Below are 15,989 nucleotides of genomic sequence, written 5' to 3'. Positions count from 1 at the left end.
CCCCCGTCCCCTCCCTCGCCGATCTTGCGCTTTCTGTCCCGACAAACCCTGACACAAGGGGCGGAACGTCAACAGAAACTGCAAGATCGACGGGGCGGAGATGGGGCGGGGCGGGGTTGGGGTTGGGTTAGGCGACTACGGAGACCATTCGGCCCTTCACCACGATGACCTTGCGGGGCTCCTTGCCGGCCAGCGACGCGGCCACCGCCTCCAGGGCCGCCGCGCGGACGGTCTCGTCGGCGGCGTCGGCGGGCACCTCGATGCGGCCCCGGACCTTGCCGTTGACCTGCACCGGGTAGGTCACCGTGTCGGCCACCAGCAGTGCCGGGTCGGCGGTCGGGAAGTCCGCGTACGTCAGCGAGGTGTCGTGGCCCAGCTTGCGCCACAGCTCCTCGGCCACGTGCGGGGCGAACGGCGCCACCATCAGCACCAGCGGCTCGGCCACCTCGCGGGGCGTCGCCGACAGCGCGGTCAGCCCGTTGGTCAGCTGGATCAGCTTGGCGATCGCGGTGTTGAACCGGATGCCGTCCATGTCGCCGCGGACCCCGTCGATCACCGTGTGCAGCAGCCGGCGGGTCGCCTCGTCGGCCGGGTCGTCGGTGACCCGCAGCTCGCCCGTCTGCTCGTCGACGACCGCCCGCCACACCCGCTGCAGGAACCGGTACGAGCCGACCACCGCCCGGGTCTCCCAGGGGCGGGACACCTCCAGCGGGCCCATCGACATCTCGTACACCCGGAAGGTGTCCGCGCCGTACGCGGCGCACATGTCGTCGGGGGTCACCACGTTCTTCAGCGACTTGCCCATCTTGCCGTACTCGCGGTTGACCACCAGGTCTTCCAGGTAGTACGCGCCGTCGCGCTCGACGACGTCCTCGGCCTGCACGTAGCTGCCGCGCGAGTCGGTGTAGGCGTACGCCTGGATCATGCCCTGGTTGAACAGTTTGCGGAACGGCTCGAACGACGACACGTGTCCCAGGTCGAACAGCACCTTGTGCCAGAACCGCGCGTACAGCAGGTGCAGCACGGCGTGCTCGGCCCCGCCGACGTACAGGTCGGTGCCGCCGCAGTCGCCCTCGCCGCGCGGGCCCATCCAGTAGCGCTCGTTCTCCGCGTCGACGAACCGTTCGCTGTTGGTCGGGTCCAGGTAGCGCAGCTCGTACCAGCAGGAACCGGCCCACTGCGGCATCACGTTGGTCTCGCGGGTGTAGCGCTTCGGTCCGTCACCCAGGTCCAGCTCGACCTCGACCCAGTCGCGCCGCCGGGACAGCGGGGTCTCCGGGTTGCTGTCGGCGTCGTCGGCCGCGAACGTCTTCGGGGAGAAGTCGTCGACCTCCGGCAGCTCGACCGGCAGCATCTCCTCCGGCAGGGCGATGGCCGCGCCGGTCTCGTCGTACACGATCGGGAACGGCTCGCCCCAGTAGCGCTGCCGGGAGAACAGCCAGTCGCGCAGCCGGTAGGTCACCGCGCCGGTGCCGTGCCCGTTCGCCTCCAGCCACGCGATGATCGCCGCCTTGGCGTCGGCGACACCCAGGCCGTCCAGGTCCAGGCCGCGCTCGGGCGCGGCGCTGTTGATGGCCGGGCCGTCACCGGTGTACGCCTTGCCGTCGAAGCCCTCCGCCGGCTGCACGGTACGCACGATGGGCAGCTCGAAGACCTCGGCGAACGCCCAGTCGCGCTCGTCCTGCGCGGGCACCGCCATGATCGCGCCGGTGCCGTAGCCGGCCAGTACGTAGTCCGCGATGAAGATCGGGATCTGCCCGCCGGTGACCGGGTTCGTGGCGTACGCGCCGATGAAGACGCCGGTCTTCTCCTTGGAGTCGGACTGCCGCTCGACGTCGGTCTTCGCGGCGGCGGCCTTGCGGTACGCCTCGACGGCCTCGGCGGGGCTGGCGTGCCCGCCGGTCCAGGCGTCCCGCGTGCCGTCCGGCCAGGCTGCCGGCGCCAGCGCGTCGACCAACTCGTGCTCGGGCGCCAGCACCATGTAGGTGGCCCCGAAGATGGTGTCCGGGCGGGTCGTGAACACCCGGATCGGCTCCCCCGCCGTGGCGAAGTCGATGTGCGCCCCGGTCGACCGGCCGATCCAGTTGCGCTGCATCAGCTTGATCGGCTCGGGCCAGTCCAGGCTGTCCAGGTCGTCCAGCAGCCGGTCACCGTACGCGGTGATCCGCATCTTCCACTGCTTCAGGTTGCGCTTGAAGACCGGGAAGTTGCCCCGGTCGGAGCGACCGTCGGCGGTGACCTCCTCGTTGGCCAGCACGGTGCCCAGCCCGGGGCACCAGTTGACCGGCGCCTGCGAGACGTACGCCAGCCGGTGGTCGTCGACGACCTGGCGGCGCTCGGCGACGCTCAGCTCGGCCCAGGCACGGCCGTCCGGGGTGGCCCGGTTGCCGCCCTCGAACTCGGCGATCAGCTCGGCGATCGGGCGGGCCCGGCCGGCGTCGCGGTCGTACCAGGAGTTGAAGATCTGCAGGAAGATCCACTGTGTCCAGCGGTAGAAGTCGGTGTCGATGGTGGCCACCGAGCGCCGCTCGTCGTGCGCCAGCCCCAGCCGGCGCAGCTGCGCCTTGTACCGCTCGATATTGGCGACCGTCGTCGTCCGCGGGTGGGTGCCGGTCTGCACCGCGTACTGCTCGGCGGGCAGCCCGAACGCGTCGAACCCCATGGCGTGCAGCACGTTGCGCCCGGCCATGCGCTGGTAGCGGGCGTAGCAGTCGGTGCCGATGTAGCCCAGCGGGTGGCCGACGTGCAGGCCGGCGCCCGACGGGTAGGGGAACATGTCCAGCACGTACAGCTTCTCCGCGCCGGCCCGGGGGTGGCCCGGATCGGCCAGCGGGCCGGTCGGGTTGGGCGCGTGGAAGATGCCCTCGCGCGCCCAGGTGTCCTGCCAACGGGTCTCGATCTCGTCGGCCATGGCCGCGGTGTATCGGAACGGGGGAATGTCGCCCGCCGGTGCGGCTGCCTCGCTCATCGTCTCTCCTCGCTTCGCTTCGCTTCGTCTCGGCACCGCCGGGCCGGACCGGCGGCGGGCACAAAAAAGCCCCTCGCGCAGGAGGGGCCGCCGTGCTGTCGCGCGTTCAGCGCATCAGCACGGCCCGGTAAGAAGCAGGAAGACTCCGGCCATGCCCCGCAGTGTACCGCGCGCACGGTTCCGCCCGTCGGCCGCCGGGCGGGGTCGGACCCGTTCCCCCGAGCTGGCGAATATCGGGGCGTAACCGGCGGACTACCTGCGGGGGTCGGCGATAACGACAAACATGGTTAGCCTGAGAGGCCAGTGAGATCCCTGCGGCAAACGAGGCTCGACGTCGCGAACCCAACGGCGGGTCCAGGTGCTCTCTACAGAGCTGACGTGACGGCGACGAGGAGGAGGCCCGTGACACAACAGACCTGGGACGAGGTGGGCGGCCTGTTGCCGCACGACGAGTTCCGCGCCGCCAGCGAGGCCATCGTGGCCAATATCGAGCAGGTCATCGAGGGTAAGACCGCCACCGTGCGGCTGGCTCTGGCCGTCCTGCTCGCCGAGGGCCACCTTCTCATCGAGGACGTTCCCGGCGTCGGCAAGACCAAGCTCGCCAAGGCCCTCGCGCGGTCCATCGACTGCACGGTCCGCCGGATCCAGTTCACCCCGGACCTCCTGCCCAGCGATGTCACCGGCGTCAGCGTCTACAACCAGGAGACCCACGACTTCGAGTTCCGTCCCGGCGCCGTCTTCGCCAACCTGGTCGTCGGCGACGAGATCAACCGGGCCTCGCCGAAGACCCAGTCGGCGTTGCTGGAGTGCATGGAGGAACGGCAGGTCACCGTCGACGGCGTGACCTACCAGCTCCAGACCCCGTTCATGGTCATCGCCACCCAGAACCCGATCGAGATGGAGGGGACGTATCCGCTGCCCGAGGCGCAGCGGGACCGTTTCACCGCCCGGATCGCGATGGGTTACCCGGACGCCGGCGCCGAGCTGGCGATGCTCGACGGGCACGGTGCCACCGACCCGCTGAACGAACTGCGTCCGGTCTCCGACGCCGACATCGTCCGGCAGCTCATCGCCACCGTCCGGCAGGTGCACGTCGCCGACGCGGTGAAGCAGTACGCGGTGGACCTGGTCACCGCCACCCGTGAGGCCCCCGACCTGCGCCTCGGCGCGTCCCCCCGGGCGACCCTGCAACTGTTGCGCACGGCCCGGGCGGTCGCCGCGCTGGAGGGTCGCGACTACGTCCTCCCGGACGACCTACAGGCGCTTGCGGTGCCGGTGCTGGCGCACCGGATCATCCCGACGGCCGACGCGCAGCTCGCCCGGCGTACCACCGACGCGATCGTCTCCGAGCTGGTGCACCGACTGCCCCTGCCGCACGACCGTCAGCGCAACCCGTACGACACCCGGCCCGCCACCGGCAACGGTCGCCCGCCCTACGAGCCCCGGAGGCCGTGACGTGCGTGCCGGGCTACGCGGGCTGACGACCCGCGGGCGCTCGTTCCTGGCGGCCGCGGTCGCGGCGGCGGTCTCGGCCGTCATCCTGGGCGAGAAGGACCTGCTCCGGGTGGCCCTGTTGCTGGCCATCCTGCCCCTGCTGGCGGCCGCCTACGTGGGCCGCAGCCGCTACAAGCTGGCCTGCAACCGGTCGCTGGACCCGCACCGCGTTCCGGTCGGGGCCAACTCGCGGGTGGTGCTGCGCCTGCAGAACCTCTCCCGGCTGCCCACCGGCACCCTGCTGCTGGAGGATCGGCTGCCCTACGCGCTGGGCAGCCGGCCCCGCGTCGTGCTGGAACGGCTCGGGGCGCACCAGGCGAGCTCCGTGGCGTATACGGTCCGCGCGGACGTGCGCGGTCGTTACGACGTGGGTCCGCTGGTGGTCCGGATGACCGACCCGTTCGGTCTCTGCGAGCTCACCCGCGCTTTTCCCAGCACCGACCACCTGACGGTCATCCCGCAGGTCACCCCGCTGCCGTCGGTTCGGCTCCCCGGTGAGTACGCGGGCAGCGGCGACAGCCGGGCGCGTTCGGTGGCGGTGCACGGCGAGGACGACGCGGCGACCCGGGAGTACCGGCGCGGCGACGACCTGCGCCGGGTGCACTGGAAGTCGACGGCCCGTACCGGCGAGCTGATGGTGCGCCGGGAGGAGCAGCCCTGGGAGAGCCGGGCGACGGTCGTGCTGGACACCCGCGCGTACGGCCAACGGGGTGACGGGCCGACGGCGAGTTTCGAGTGGGCGGTCTCGGCCGCCGCGAGCATCGCCGTGCACCTGCGTCAGGCCGGCTACAAGCTGCGCCTGGTCACCGGCTCGGGAGTCGACGTGGACGCCTCCGAGGGCGGCGGCGACGGGGCGGTGCTCGACCACCTGGCCGAGGTGCGGTTGGACCAGCGGGCCGAGATGACCGAGTTGGTGCAGCGGGTCCGGCAGCGCGCCGACGGCGGGTTGATCATCGGACTGTTCGGCACGGTGAGCGTCGCCGAGGCCGACCTGCTGGCCGGGCTCCGCGGCAACGGTGCGACGTGTGTCGGTTTCCTGTTGGACAGCTCCACCTGGCTGAGCCTCCCCGAGAAGGCTCGCGCCGAGGCGGAGCACGCGCACGGCGCCGCCGTGCTCGCCATGGTGCGCAGTGGCTGGCGGGTGGTCGGCGCCGACCACGGCAGCCGACTGCCGGCGCTGTGGCCGCAGGCGGGCCGCGGCTCCCAGGGCTTCGCCCTGCGGGCCGCGCTGGCCGAGACGGTCGCTGGCCGGGTGCGATGAACGGAAGGTTCCCCTCATGATCGGCAGCCGGAACACCGGCGCGGTGGCGGCCGCCGCGACGCTGCTCGCCGCCGCGCCGCTGTCGGCCATCTTCCAGACCTGGACGTGGCTGATCCAGTGCGCGATCGCGGTCGCCGTGGTGGCCGGTGTCGCCGCGCTGACCCGGCTCGTCCGCGCGCCACTCTGGGGTCAGGTGCTCGGCATGCTCGCCGCCCTGCTGCTCGCGCTGACCTGGCTGTTCCCCAGCGGCAGTGAGCTGCTGGCCGTCCTGCCCACGCCGAGCACGATCGCGCACTTCGCCGACCTGCTCGCCGGCTCCGCGCAGGACATGCGCTCGTACGGCGTCGAAGTTCCGGACACCGACCCGCTGCTGTTCATCACCGTGCTCGGCGTCGGCGGGGTGGCCGTACTGGTGGACGTGCTGGCGGTGGGGCTGCGGCGGCCCGCGCTGGCCGGGCTGCCGATGCTCGCGATCTACTCGGTGCCGGTCGCCGTCTACGTGGACAGCGTCCCCCCGGCGCCGTTCGTGGTGGGCGCCGCCGGTTACCTGTGGCTGCTGGTGACCGACAACGTCGACCGGGTGCGCCGGTTCGGGCGGCGGTTCACCGGCGACGGTCGTGACGTGGACGTGTGGGAGGCGTCTCCGCTGGCCGCCGCGGGTCGTCGGCTCGCCGTGGTCGGCGTGGTGCTGGCCGTGGTGCTGCCGTTGGCGGTGCCGGGCCTGAGCGGTGGGTTGCTCAACAGGCTCACCGAGGGCACGGGTAACGGCAGCGGCACCGGCCGGGGCGCGGGCGGCTCGTCCGGCCGGATCGACCTGTTCGCGTCGCTCGCCGGTCAGCTCAACCAGTCCGAGGTGGCCGACCTGGTCAAGGTGACCACGTCCGAGCCGAGCCCGTTCTACCTGCGGTACGCCGTCGCCGACGAGCTGCGCCCGAGTGGTTTCCAGGCCCGCCCGGCGAGTGGCCGGCCGGTGAACCGCGATCTGCCCGACCCGAACGAGCGGGTCGGACCCGGGGTGCAGCAGACGGAGTACCGGGCGAGCGTCGAGGTGACCAAGAACCTCAGCATGTCGCTGATGCCGGTGTACGCCGAACCGGTGCGCACCCAGGACCTGAGCGGCAACTGGCTCTACGACCCCAACCAGCAGATCGTCTTCTCCAACCGGGAGAGTTCGCGGGGGCGCAAGTACACGTTCGACTACATCCGCTCGACGTACAGCCCGGCGAACCTGCGGGCCGCGAAGCCGCTGCCGGCCGACCACCCGGTCCGCCGGCAGCAGACCGCCACCCCCGGCCCGGTGCCCGAGGTGGAGGAGTTGGTCCAGGGGCTGACCCAGGGCAAGCGCACCGACTACGACCGGGTGCTGGCCATCTACCGGCACTTCTCGGCGGACAACGGCTTCAAGTACCGGCTCAGCACCGAGAGTGGCAGCAGCGGCCAGGACATCGTCAACTTCCTGACCAACAAGGTCGGCTACTGCCAGCAGTACGCCGCCGCGATGGCCTGGCTGGTCCGGTCGGCCGGCATCCCCGCGCGGGTGGCGTTCGGCTTCACCAACGGCAGCAAGCGCGACGGCGACACGTACACGCTGACCAACCTCAACCTGCACGCCTGGACCGAGGTCTTCTTCGACGGTGTCGGCTGGGTGCCGTTCGACGCCACCCCGGCGTACGGGGTTCCCGGCTCCACCCGGTCCGCCTGGGCTCCGGACACGGACGCGCCCGAACCGTCCGCCCCGGAGACCGGCGCCACGGACAGCCCGACCGGTGCGGACTCGTCGGCCGGGCCGGCCGGTCCGGACAACGCCGACCGGGACACCGACTCCGGGCTCTCCCTGGGCGGTTCGACGCCGGACGAGCAGGCACCGGTCTGGCCGTGGTGGCTGGCGGGCGTACTCGCGCTGGTGGCACTGCTCGCGGTGCCGGCGCTTCGTCGTCTGGCGTTGCGTCGACGGCGGGGCGGCCGGGCGGCCACCACGACGGCCACCGCCGTCCCGGGCGACGGACCGCCGGCCGACGACGCACGCCTGATGGTGGTCGAGGCGGACGCCGGTCGCGCTCGCGCGGACGCCCACGCCGCATGGGCGGAGCTGCTCGACACGCTCGTCGACTTCAAGGTACGGGTCGACTCGACCGAGACGCCCCGGGCGACCGCGGACCGGCTGGTCCGGGACGCTCTCGCCGACGACGGCGAGGCGGTCGGCGCGGCCCGGCTGCTCGGTCGTGCCGAGGAGCGGGCCCGGTACGCGCGGGACCCGCTGACCGGTGAGCCGCTGCCGCCGGCGCTGCGCGCGGTCCGTGGCGCGCTGTCCTCCCGGGCGGATCGGCGGACCCGCCTGCTCGCCACCGCGTTGCCGCCGTCGGTGCTGCTGCGCTGGCGGATCGCCCTCGCGGACGCCTCCGGCCGCCTGGTGGCATGGACCGGACGGGTCCGCTACCGACTGCTGCGCTGGAACCCGCGTCGGATACTGGCCGACCGCGGAGCCCGCTGACCGACGCCCGTGCGCTGGGGCGGCGGGCTGTCGCCCGCCGCCCCAGCGATCTTGCACTTTCTGTCGCCGCACAAGGGGCAATGCCACTCATACGGACAACAGAAACTGCAAGATCGGCGCGACATGGGGGTGCGCGGAACGCGGCGCGCGCGGAGCGCGCCGGGGCAGGGCGTGGCGGGGGTGGTTGGGCGCGCGGATACGTCGGTGGTCGCCGGGGCTCTTCCCGGCGACCCGCTCGTCGCGGTGTACGGCCCGCCTCAGCGGCGGGACGGGCTCAGCGGTGCCCCTCCGGGCGCTGCCGCCATCGGTCTTCCATCCGGTCCAGAATCGACCGGCGGCGACCGGGACGGCCACCGCGGGGACGACGACTCGTCGTGCCACCCACCACGTGCAGGTCGGGTGACTGCGCCCGCCGGTGCGACTGCACCGCGAACGCGGCTGACGCCAGCATGACGACGAAGCCCGCCACCGCCAGCGGTGGAGTCTTGATCACCGCGCCGTAGACCAGTAGAGCCAAGCCAGCGATGATCACGCCGGCAGCGACGAGCAGGCGACGCCGCGCGTGGAAGCGCGGATCGCTGGCGCGCACGGCCGAGGCGAATTTGGGGTCCTCGGCAAGCGACCGCTCGATCTGCTCGAACAGCCGCTGCTCGTGCTCCGAGAGCGGCACGGCACTCCTCCCCGGTCACGTTGGTCGGGCCCACTCGGGCCGACAGACCGTGGCAGCCAACCGGCTGCTTACCCGCAAGTCTACGAGGGGGGTCGCGCGTCGGAAAGCGGGACGACCTACGGGTGGGGTGGATTTTCCTTTCGATGGGCGTCACGGTCGCCTAACAGACTGGCCGGACCTATGACGGACCGCCCGAATCGGGCAGCAGCGGCGTCCGCGGCAGCTTCCGCCTCCCGCCATCCGCGCTCGGGCGCGCCGAGGGTGAGCTGCCGGGGCGCGCCCTGCGCCGGGGTGAGCCCCTCCACCCGGACACCGACGAGGCGGATCCGCTCACCCGGGTCCAGCGCGGTGTAGAGAGCCCAGACCGTGTCGAACATCTCGCGCGCCGTGTCGGTGGGTACGCCGAGGGTGCGCGAGCGGTGACGGTGCGGAAGTCGGCCAGCCGCACCTTCAGGGTGACGGTACGACCGACCTGGCCCGCGCCGCGCAGTCGGACGCCGACCTTGGCACTGAGCGCGAGCAGGGCGCGGCGGATCTCCACCGGGTCGGCCACGTCGGCGTCGAAGGTGACCTCGGCGCCGATCGACTTCTCGACGTGTTCGGGGCTGACCCGACGCGGGTCGCGCCCGGACGCCAGCTCGTGCAGGTGTGTCGCGGACGCCGCGCCCACCGCCTTGCGCAGCATGCTGACCGGGGCCTCGGCAAGATCCCCGACGGTGGCCAGACCGAGCCGGCGCAGCGTCTCGGCGGCCCGCTCCCCCACCCCCCACAACGCGTCCACCGGAAGCGGGTGCAGGAAGTCGAGGACCTGCCCGGCGGGTACGACCAGCAGCCCGTCGGGCTTGGCCCGGGTGGAGCCGAGCTTGGCCACGAACTTGCTCGGCGCCACCCCGACGGAACACGTCAGCCGCTGCTCGTCGGCGACCCGCTGGCGGATCAGCCGGGCAATGGTGGCCGGTGAGCCGAACAGCTTCCGCGCGCCGGTCACGTCGAGGAACGCCTCGTCGAGGGAGAGCGGCTCGACCAGCGGGGTGACGTCCCGGAAGATCTGCATGACGGCCCGGGACGCGGCCGAGTACGCGGCGAAGTTCGGCGGGAGGTAGACGGCGTGTGGGCAGAGGGCCCGGGCCCGGGAGGTCGGCATGGCGCTGCGTACGCCGTAGCGGCGGGCCTCGTAGCTGGCCGAGCTGACCACCCCGCGCGGGCCGACGCCGCCCACCACGACCGCCCGGCCGCGCAGCTCGGGTCGGGCGCGCACCTCCACCGAGGCGAAGAAGGCGTCCATGTCGACGTGCAGGATTCCGCTGGCGGAGTCGTCGGCGTCCGGCCCGAAGCGCGGATCGTCGCCCCGGGGCAACGATTGGCTGCGACCCATCCCGGCAGGTTAACCCGGGGGTACGACAGCACCACCGGCCGAGGGGCCGGACCGCGCGCCGGTCAGCCCCGCACGACCAGCAGCGGCACGGTCAGCTCGGCGGCGGTGTCCGCACCGTGGTACGCGACCAGCTTCGACGCCATCGGCCGCTCGGTGCGGCTGGCCATGACGGCGTACGTGTCGTTGCAGGTCACCACCACGTCGCCGATCCGGCCCAGGTGTTCCTCGGGCACCGGCCCGAACCAGCCGGTGTCCACCATCTCGCCACGGGTACGCACCCGGGCGGCGTCACCGAGCACCGCCGACCAGGCCGCCACCACGTCGTCGACCGCGCCCGGCCGGGCGTGCAGGTAGCGCACCCGGGCCTCGCCGGCCACCACCTGGACCCCGTCGCGCAGCCGCGGATCGGTGTCCAGGTCGAAGCGGTGCGCGACGGGGATGTCGAGTTGCCCGTGGTCGGCGGTCACCAGCAGCGCCGCGTCCGACGGCAGCCCGTCGACCAACCGGGCGAGGAGCATGTCCACCTCGGCGGCGGCGCTTCGCCACGGACCCGAGTCGACCCCGCTGAGGTGCCCGTGCCGGTCGAGGTCGGCGTGGTAACCGGAGACCAGGGTCGGCCCGTCGCCGGCGGACAGCGCGGCCACCATGGTGGCGGCCACCTCGTCGGCCCCGGCGGCGCCCCGGAAGTCACCACCCCGGTTGGCGGCCAGGGTCAACCCGCTGCCGCCGAACTCCGGCCGGCTCACCACTGTCGTCGTCACACCGGCGGCGCGGGCCCGTTGGAGCTGGGTGGGCACCGGCTGCCAGCGCAGCGGTGGCGGGTCGGCGGCCCAGTCGGTGTGGGTGAGGACCCGGTCGGTGCCGGGCACGCGCACGGTGAAGCCGAGCACCCCGTGCGCGCCGGGGGCGACGCCGGTGCCCAGCGTCACGAGGCTCGTCGGTGTGGTGGACGGAAACCCGGCGATGATCGGCCGACCCACCGTCGCGGCCAACCCGGCGAGGGTCGGCGCGTACGGGGCGGCGGTCGGCACCTGGTACCAGCCGAGCCCGTCGACGAGCAGGACGGCGATCCGGCGTACCCCGGCCAGGGCGCACGCCAGCCCGAGCGGGTCGGGCGAGTCGGGCACGCCGAGCACGGCGAGCGCGCTGGGCAGCACGTCGGCGAGCCGTCCGCCGGCCTGGTCGGATGCGAGGATCGTCAGCGGCGGGGCGACATCGAGCGCCGGACCGCCGCCACCCGGCGGATGCCCGTGGGCGGGCGGAACCGGCCCGGTCATGCCGGTCGGCGGGCGAACAGGTGCAGTTGGGCGGCCAGGTCCCGGTAGGGGGGTTGGGCGGCCAGGGCCAGTTCCAGCTCGACCAGGGCTGCGGGCTGTCCGTCGGACACCGCGGCGGGCAGCAGGTCGGCCAGCACGCGTACCCCGTGGATGTCCTCGACCTCCAGCCCGGCGGCGGTGAGCAGCGCGCCGGCCGAGGCGGCGTCGTAGCGGCGGCGCAGGGTGTCGCGCGGCCCGGCGCTGCCGGCCAGGTCAGCGGCCAGCGTGGCCGCGACGTCCAGGTGCCCGTTCATGGCGCGGCCCAGCACGGCGGCAGCCCGACCCGCCACCAGCACACTCGCCGCGCCGCCCGGGCGCAGTGCGGTGGCCAGCGCGGCGACCACCGGCGTCGGGTCGTCGACGACCTCCAGGACGGCGTGGCAGAGGACCAGATCGACGCCGGCTGGCTCGACCAGCCCCGCGAGAGCGTCGCCGTCGCCCTGCACGGCGACGATCCGGTCGGCGACGCCGGCCTCGGCGGCCCGGCGGGTGAGCGCGGCCAGCGCGTCGGGGCTCGCGTCGACGACGGTGACGCGGTGCCCGGCACGGGCCAGCGGGACGGCGAAACCGCCGGTGCCGCCGCCGACGTCCAGGACGGTCAGCTCGGCGTCGCCGCGCCGGTCCAGCTCGGCGCGCAGCACCGACCAGATAACGGCGGTCCGGGGGGTCAGCGGCGGCGCGGCGAACCGGCCTCGGGTCTGCTCCACCCGGTCGAGCCTAGTGGTCAGGACTCGGTGCCCTCGACCGCGTCCTCAGCCCGGGATCGACGCTCGTTGGCCACCGGACCGTTCGTCACCTCGTACTCGCGGGGGTCGGTGAGGTGCGACGGCATCCAGCCGGTACCCAGCCGGGTCCGTCGGGCGTTGGCGATTCCACCGCCGGTGTACGCGTGGTTTCCCATCACTTGTCAGTCCCCCTCACGGATCACGGGCCACTCTGCCCGCTCAGGACGAGTCTCCCGCTCCCGGGCGCCAGAAACCGTAATGTGAATCACTGGATCAGCGGAAGTCACGGGAGGCGGGGCGGACCGGCGGCTCGATCGCGTCCAGCCGGTCGGCGACCAGGTTGGTCACCCCCTCGTGCCGTTGCAGTCGCCCCCGGACCACCAGCGCGGCGCTCGTCCGGGCCACCCGCCGGTAGCGCTGCCATAGCCCCGGTGAGCAGGTGACATTCAGCATCCCGGTCTCGTCCTCCAGGTTGAGGAAGGTCACCCCGCCGGCGGTCGCCGGACGCTGCCGGTGCGTGACGATGCCGCCGACCCTGATCCGCTGGCCCGGTTCCACCCGCCCGAGTCGGGCGATCGGCACCGCGCCGAGCACGTCGAGCTGCCCCCGGATGAACCGGGCCGGATGGCTCTCCGGCGACAACCCGGTGGCCCACACGTCGGCGACCAGCCGATCCACCGCCTCCATGCCGGGCAGCGTGGGCGCCGTCGCGCCGGTCACCGTGCCGGGCAGCCGGCCCGGTCGATCCTGGGCTGCCGCGCCGGCCGCCCACAGCGCCTCCCGTCGGGCCAGCCCGAAACAGGCGAAGGCGTCCGCGGTGGCCAGCGCCTCCAGCTGCGCCGCGGTGAGACCGACCCGCCGGGCCAGATCAGGCATGTCACGGTACGACCCGCCGGCCGCCCGCTCGGCCTCGATCCGCTCGGCCACGTCGGCGCCGAGGGTACGCACGCTGGACAGCCCCAGCCGGACGGCCGGACCGCCCAGCCCCCAGGCGTGCGGCGGCTCGCCCGGCCCGCTGCCCCACCGGGTGTCCGGGGTGGACTCCAGCACCGCCAGGGCCCCGCTGGCGTTGATGTCCGGCCGGCGGACCTCCACCCCGTGCCGGCGGGCGTCGTCGACAAGGGTCTGCGGTGAGTAGAAGCCCATCGGTTGGGCGTTGAGCAGCGCCGCCAGGAACGGCGCCGGGTGGTAGCGCTTGAGCCACGAACTGGCGTACACCAGGTAGGCGAAGCTCATCGCGTGGCTCTCCGGAAAGCCGTAGCTGGCGAACGCGGTGAGCTTGCGGTAGACGTCGTCGGCCAACTCTCCGGTGATGCCCCGCTCGGCCATCCCGGCGTAGAGCCGGTCGGCGATGCGGGTCATCCGCTCGACCGACCGTTTGGCGCCCATCGCCCGGCGCAGCTGATCGGCCTCGGCCGCGTCGAAACCGGCCAGGTCGATGGCGAGCTGCATCAACTGCTCCTGGAACAGCGGCACGCCCAGGGTCTTCTCCAGCGCGTTGCGCATCAACGGGTGCGCGAAGGTCACCGGCTCCTGGCCGTTCTTACGCCGAATGAAGGGGTGCACCGAACCGCCCTGGATCGGGCCGGGACGGATCAACGCCACCTCGACCACCAGGTCGTAGAACTCGCGGGGCTTGAGCCGGGGCAGGGTGGCCATCTGGGCGCGGCTCTCCACCTGGAACACCCCGACCGAGTCCGCCCGGCAGAGCATGTCGTAGACCTCCGGGTCGTCCAGCGTCATGTCGCCGAGGTCCAGACTCATGCCGATCATGTCGTAGCCGTAGTGCAGCGCGGAGAGCATGCCGAGGCCGAGCAGGTCGAACTTCACCAGGCCCACGGCGGCGCAGTCGTCCTTGTCCCACTGGAGCACGCTGCGCCCGGGCATCCGCCCCCACTCCACCGGGCAGACCTCGATCACCGGCCGGTCGCAGATCACCATCCCCCCGGAGTGGATGCCCAGGTGCCGGGGGAACGTCTGCAGCTCGTTGGCGTACTCCACCACCTGCTCCGGGATGCCCTCGACGTCGACCGTGGCGACCGAACCCCACCTGTCGATCTGTTTGCTCCACGCGTCCTGCTGACCGGGTGAGAAGCCGAACGCCTTGGCCACGTCCCGCACCGCCGACCGGGGCCGGTAGGAGATGACGTTGGCGACCTGCGCGGCGTGCTCCCGGCCGTACCGGGTGTAGACGTGCTGGATCACCTCCTCCCGCCGGTCGGACTCGATGTCCACGTCGATGTCCGGAGGGCCGTCCCGCTCCGGAGCGAGGAACCGCTCGAAGAGCAGCCGGTGCCGGACGGCGTCCACGTTGGTGATCCGCAGCGCGTAGCAGACCGCCGAGTTGGCCGCCGAACCCCGACCCTGGCAGTAGATGTCCTGCTCGCGGCAGAACGTGACGATGTCGTAGACCACCAGGAAATAGCCGGGGAAGCCCAGCTCCTCGATCATGTTGAGCTCGTGCTCGAGCTGCGCGTACGCCGTCGGGTGCGCCTGCGGCGGCCCGTAGCGCTCCCGCGCCCCGTCGGCGGTCAGCTTGCGCAGCCAGCTCATCTCGGTGTGCCCCGGCGGCACCGGGTACGCCGGTAGCTGCGGCGCGACCAGTTGCAGGTCGAAGGCCAGCTCGGCACCGAACTCGGCGGCCCGGGCCACCGCACCCGGGTACGCGGCGAACCGGGCCGCCATCTCCGCGCCGCTGCGCAGGTGGGCGGTGGCCGCGGCGGGCAGCCAGCCGTCGATCTCGTCCAGGCTGCGTCGGGCCCGTACCGCGGCGACAGTGGTCGCCAGCCGACGCCGGCCGGGGCTGGCGTAGTGCACGTTGTTGCTGGCCACCGTCGGTAACCCAGCGGCGGCGGCCAGCTCGGCGAGCGCGTCGTTGCGGTCGGCGTCGACGGGATGCCCGTGATCGGTCAGCTCCACGGCCACCGTCTCCGCGCCGAAGAGCGCGGTCAGCCGGTCCAGCTCGCGGGCCGCCGCGTCCACTCCCTCGGTGAGCAGCGCACCCGGCACGTGCCCCTTGCGGCAGCCGGTCAGCACCAGCACGTGGTCACGCAGCTCGGCGGCGACCTCCTCCAGGTCCCCGTAGACCGGGCGGCCCTTCTCCCCTCCGCGTAGCTGGGCGCGGGCGATGGTGGTGGCCAGCCGGGCGTACCCCTCGTGGCCGTGCGCCAGCACCAGCAGGTGCGCGCCGTGCGGGTCGGGTTCACCGTTCTGCGGGCCGGGCAGTCCGAGGGACAGCTCCGCGCCGAAGATGGTCGGCAGACCCAACGTACGGGCCGCCTCGGCGAAGCGGACCACCCCGTAGAAGCCGTCGTGGTCGGTGACGGCGAGCGCGGTGAGTCCCAGCCGGGCCGCCTCCTCGGCCAACTCCTCCGGGTGGCTGGCACCGTCGAGGAAGCTGAAGTTGGTGTGCGCGTGCAGCTCCGCGTAGGGCACCACGCCGTCGGGACGGGCCAGCTCCGGCGGCTGGTACCGCTCGCGGTGGCGGCTCCAGGCCGGGGAGTCACCGCCGTCGGCGTCCACGACGAGCGGGTCGACAACGTGCAGGTGCCGCTCGCCTCTGCCTCCTCGACTGCCGTCAGCTCGGGTGCCGCCGGCCCGGCCGGAGAGCACGCGTTCCAGCTCCGACCAGGGCATCTTCGGGTTGTGGAAGCTCATCCAACCGCTCCGACCGCGCTGACCGAGCACGA

General features: G+C 72.9%; 9 protein-coding genes and 1 pseudogene. 3 read left to right on the top strand and 7 right to left on the bottom strand.

Features of this window, described 5'->3' with window-relative positions; translation table 11 throughout:
- Positions 1 to 127: 127 nt before the first annotated feature.
- Positions 128 to 2,968: a leucine--tRNA ligase gene (leuS, locus tag ACGFH9_RS09455; RefSeq protein ID WP_393217123.1), complete on the bottom strand. Its 2,841-nt coding sequence runs from the start codon at positions 2,966 to 2,968 to the stop codon at positions 128 to 130.
- Between the two features lie 402 nt (positions 2,969 to 3,370).
- Here leuS and ACGFH9_RS09450 point away from each other — a divergent pair, with 402 nt between their 5' ends.
- The 3 genes from ACGFH9_RS09450 to ACGFH9_RS09440 are packed head-to-tail and all read left to right on the top strand — an operon-like array spanning position 3,371 to position 8,214.
- Positions 3,371 to 4,423 (top strand): AAA family ATPase, encoded by a 1,053-nt coding sequence (locus ACGFH9_RS09450; protein WP_393217122.1) that lies wholly within the window; start codon positions 3,371 to 3,373, stop codon positions 4,421 to 4,423.
- A 1-nt stretch (position 4,424) separates the two neighbouring features.
- The gene (locus tag ACGFH9_RS09445) at positions 4,425 to 5,723 is read left to right on the top strand and encodes a DUF58 domain-containing protein (protein WP_393217121.1); all 1,299 of its coding nucleotides are present in this window, start codon (positions 4,425 to 4,427) and stop codon (positions 5,721 to 5,723) included.
- A 16-nt stretch (positions 5,724 to 5,739) separates the two neighbouring features.
- Positions 5,740 to 8,214 (top strand): transglutaminaseTgpA domain-containing protein, encoded by a 2,475-nt coding sequence (locus tag ACGFH9_RS09440; RefSeq protein ID WP_393217120.1) that lies wholly within the window; start codon positions 5,740 to 5,742, stop codon positions 8,212 to 8,214.
- Positions 8,215 to 8,488: 274 nt separating this feature from the next.
- On the opposite strand, the gene ACGFH9_RS09435 is transcribed toward ACGFH9_RS09440, so the two are convergent.
- The 6 genes and pseudogenes from ACGFH9_RS09435 to ACGFH9_RS09410 form a co-directional block, all read right to left on the bottom strand.
- Positions 8,489 to 8,884 (bottom strand): DUF3040 domain-containing protein, encoded by a 396-nt coding sequence (locus ACGFH9_RS09435; RefSeq protein ID WP_393217119.1) that lies wholly within the window; start codon positions 8,882 to 8,884, stop codon positions 8,489 to 8,491.
- A 116-nt stretch (positions 8,885 to 9,000) separates the two neighbouring features.
- Positions 9,001 to 10,259: pseudogene (locus ACGFH9_RS09430) on the bottom strand (DNA polymerase IV).
- A gap of 62 nt (positions 10,260 to 10,321) precedes the next feature.
- The gene (locus ACGFH9_RS09425) at positions 10,322 to 11,536 is read right to left on the bottom strand and encodes an alkaline phosphatase family protein (protein WP_393217118.1); all 1,215 of its coding nucleotides are present in this window, start codon (positions 11,534 to 11,536) and stop codon (positions 10,322 to 10,324) included.
- On the bottom strand, positions 11,533 to 12,303 hold the full coding sequence (locus ACGFH9_RS09420; RefSeq protein WP_393217181.1) for a methyltransferase domain-containing protein: 771 nt from the start codon (positions 12,301 to 12,303) through the stop codon (positions 11,533 to 11,535). The genes ACGFH9_RS09425 and ACGFH9_RS09420 overlap by 4 nt, the downstream gene beginning before the upstream one ends.
- Complete coding sequence (locus tag ACGFH9_RS09415; protein WP_355236602.1) at positions 12,300 to 12,479, bottom strand: hypothetical protein; 180 nt, start codon at positions 12,477 to 12,479, stop codon at positions 12,300 to 12,302. Before ACGFH9_RS09415 ends, ACGFH9_RS09420 begins: the two co-directional genes overlap by 4 nt.
- Before the next feature lie 94 nt (positions 12,480 to 12,573).
- Entirely contained in the window at positions 12,574 to 15,957 is a 3,384-nt protein-coding gene (locus tag ACGFH9_RS09410; protein ID WP_393217117.1) for an error-prone DNA polymerase, read from the bottom strand.
- Positions 15,958 to 15,989: the final 32 nt, after the last annotated feature.

This window comes from Micromonospora sp. NPDC049102 (assembly GCF_043197485.1).
In the GTDB taxonomy this organism is placed as follows: domain Bacteria; phylum Actinomycetota; class Actinomycetes; order Mycobacteriales; family Micromonosporaceae; genus Micromonospora.
Note: the sequence above shows the minus strand (reverse complement) of the source record. Positions and strands in the feature narration are given on the sequence as shown.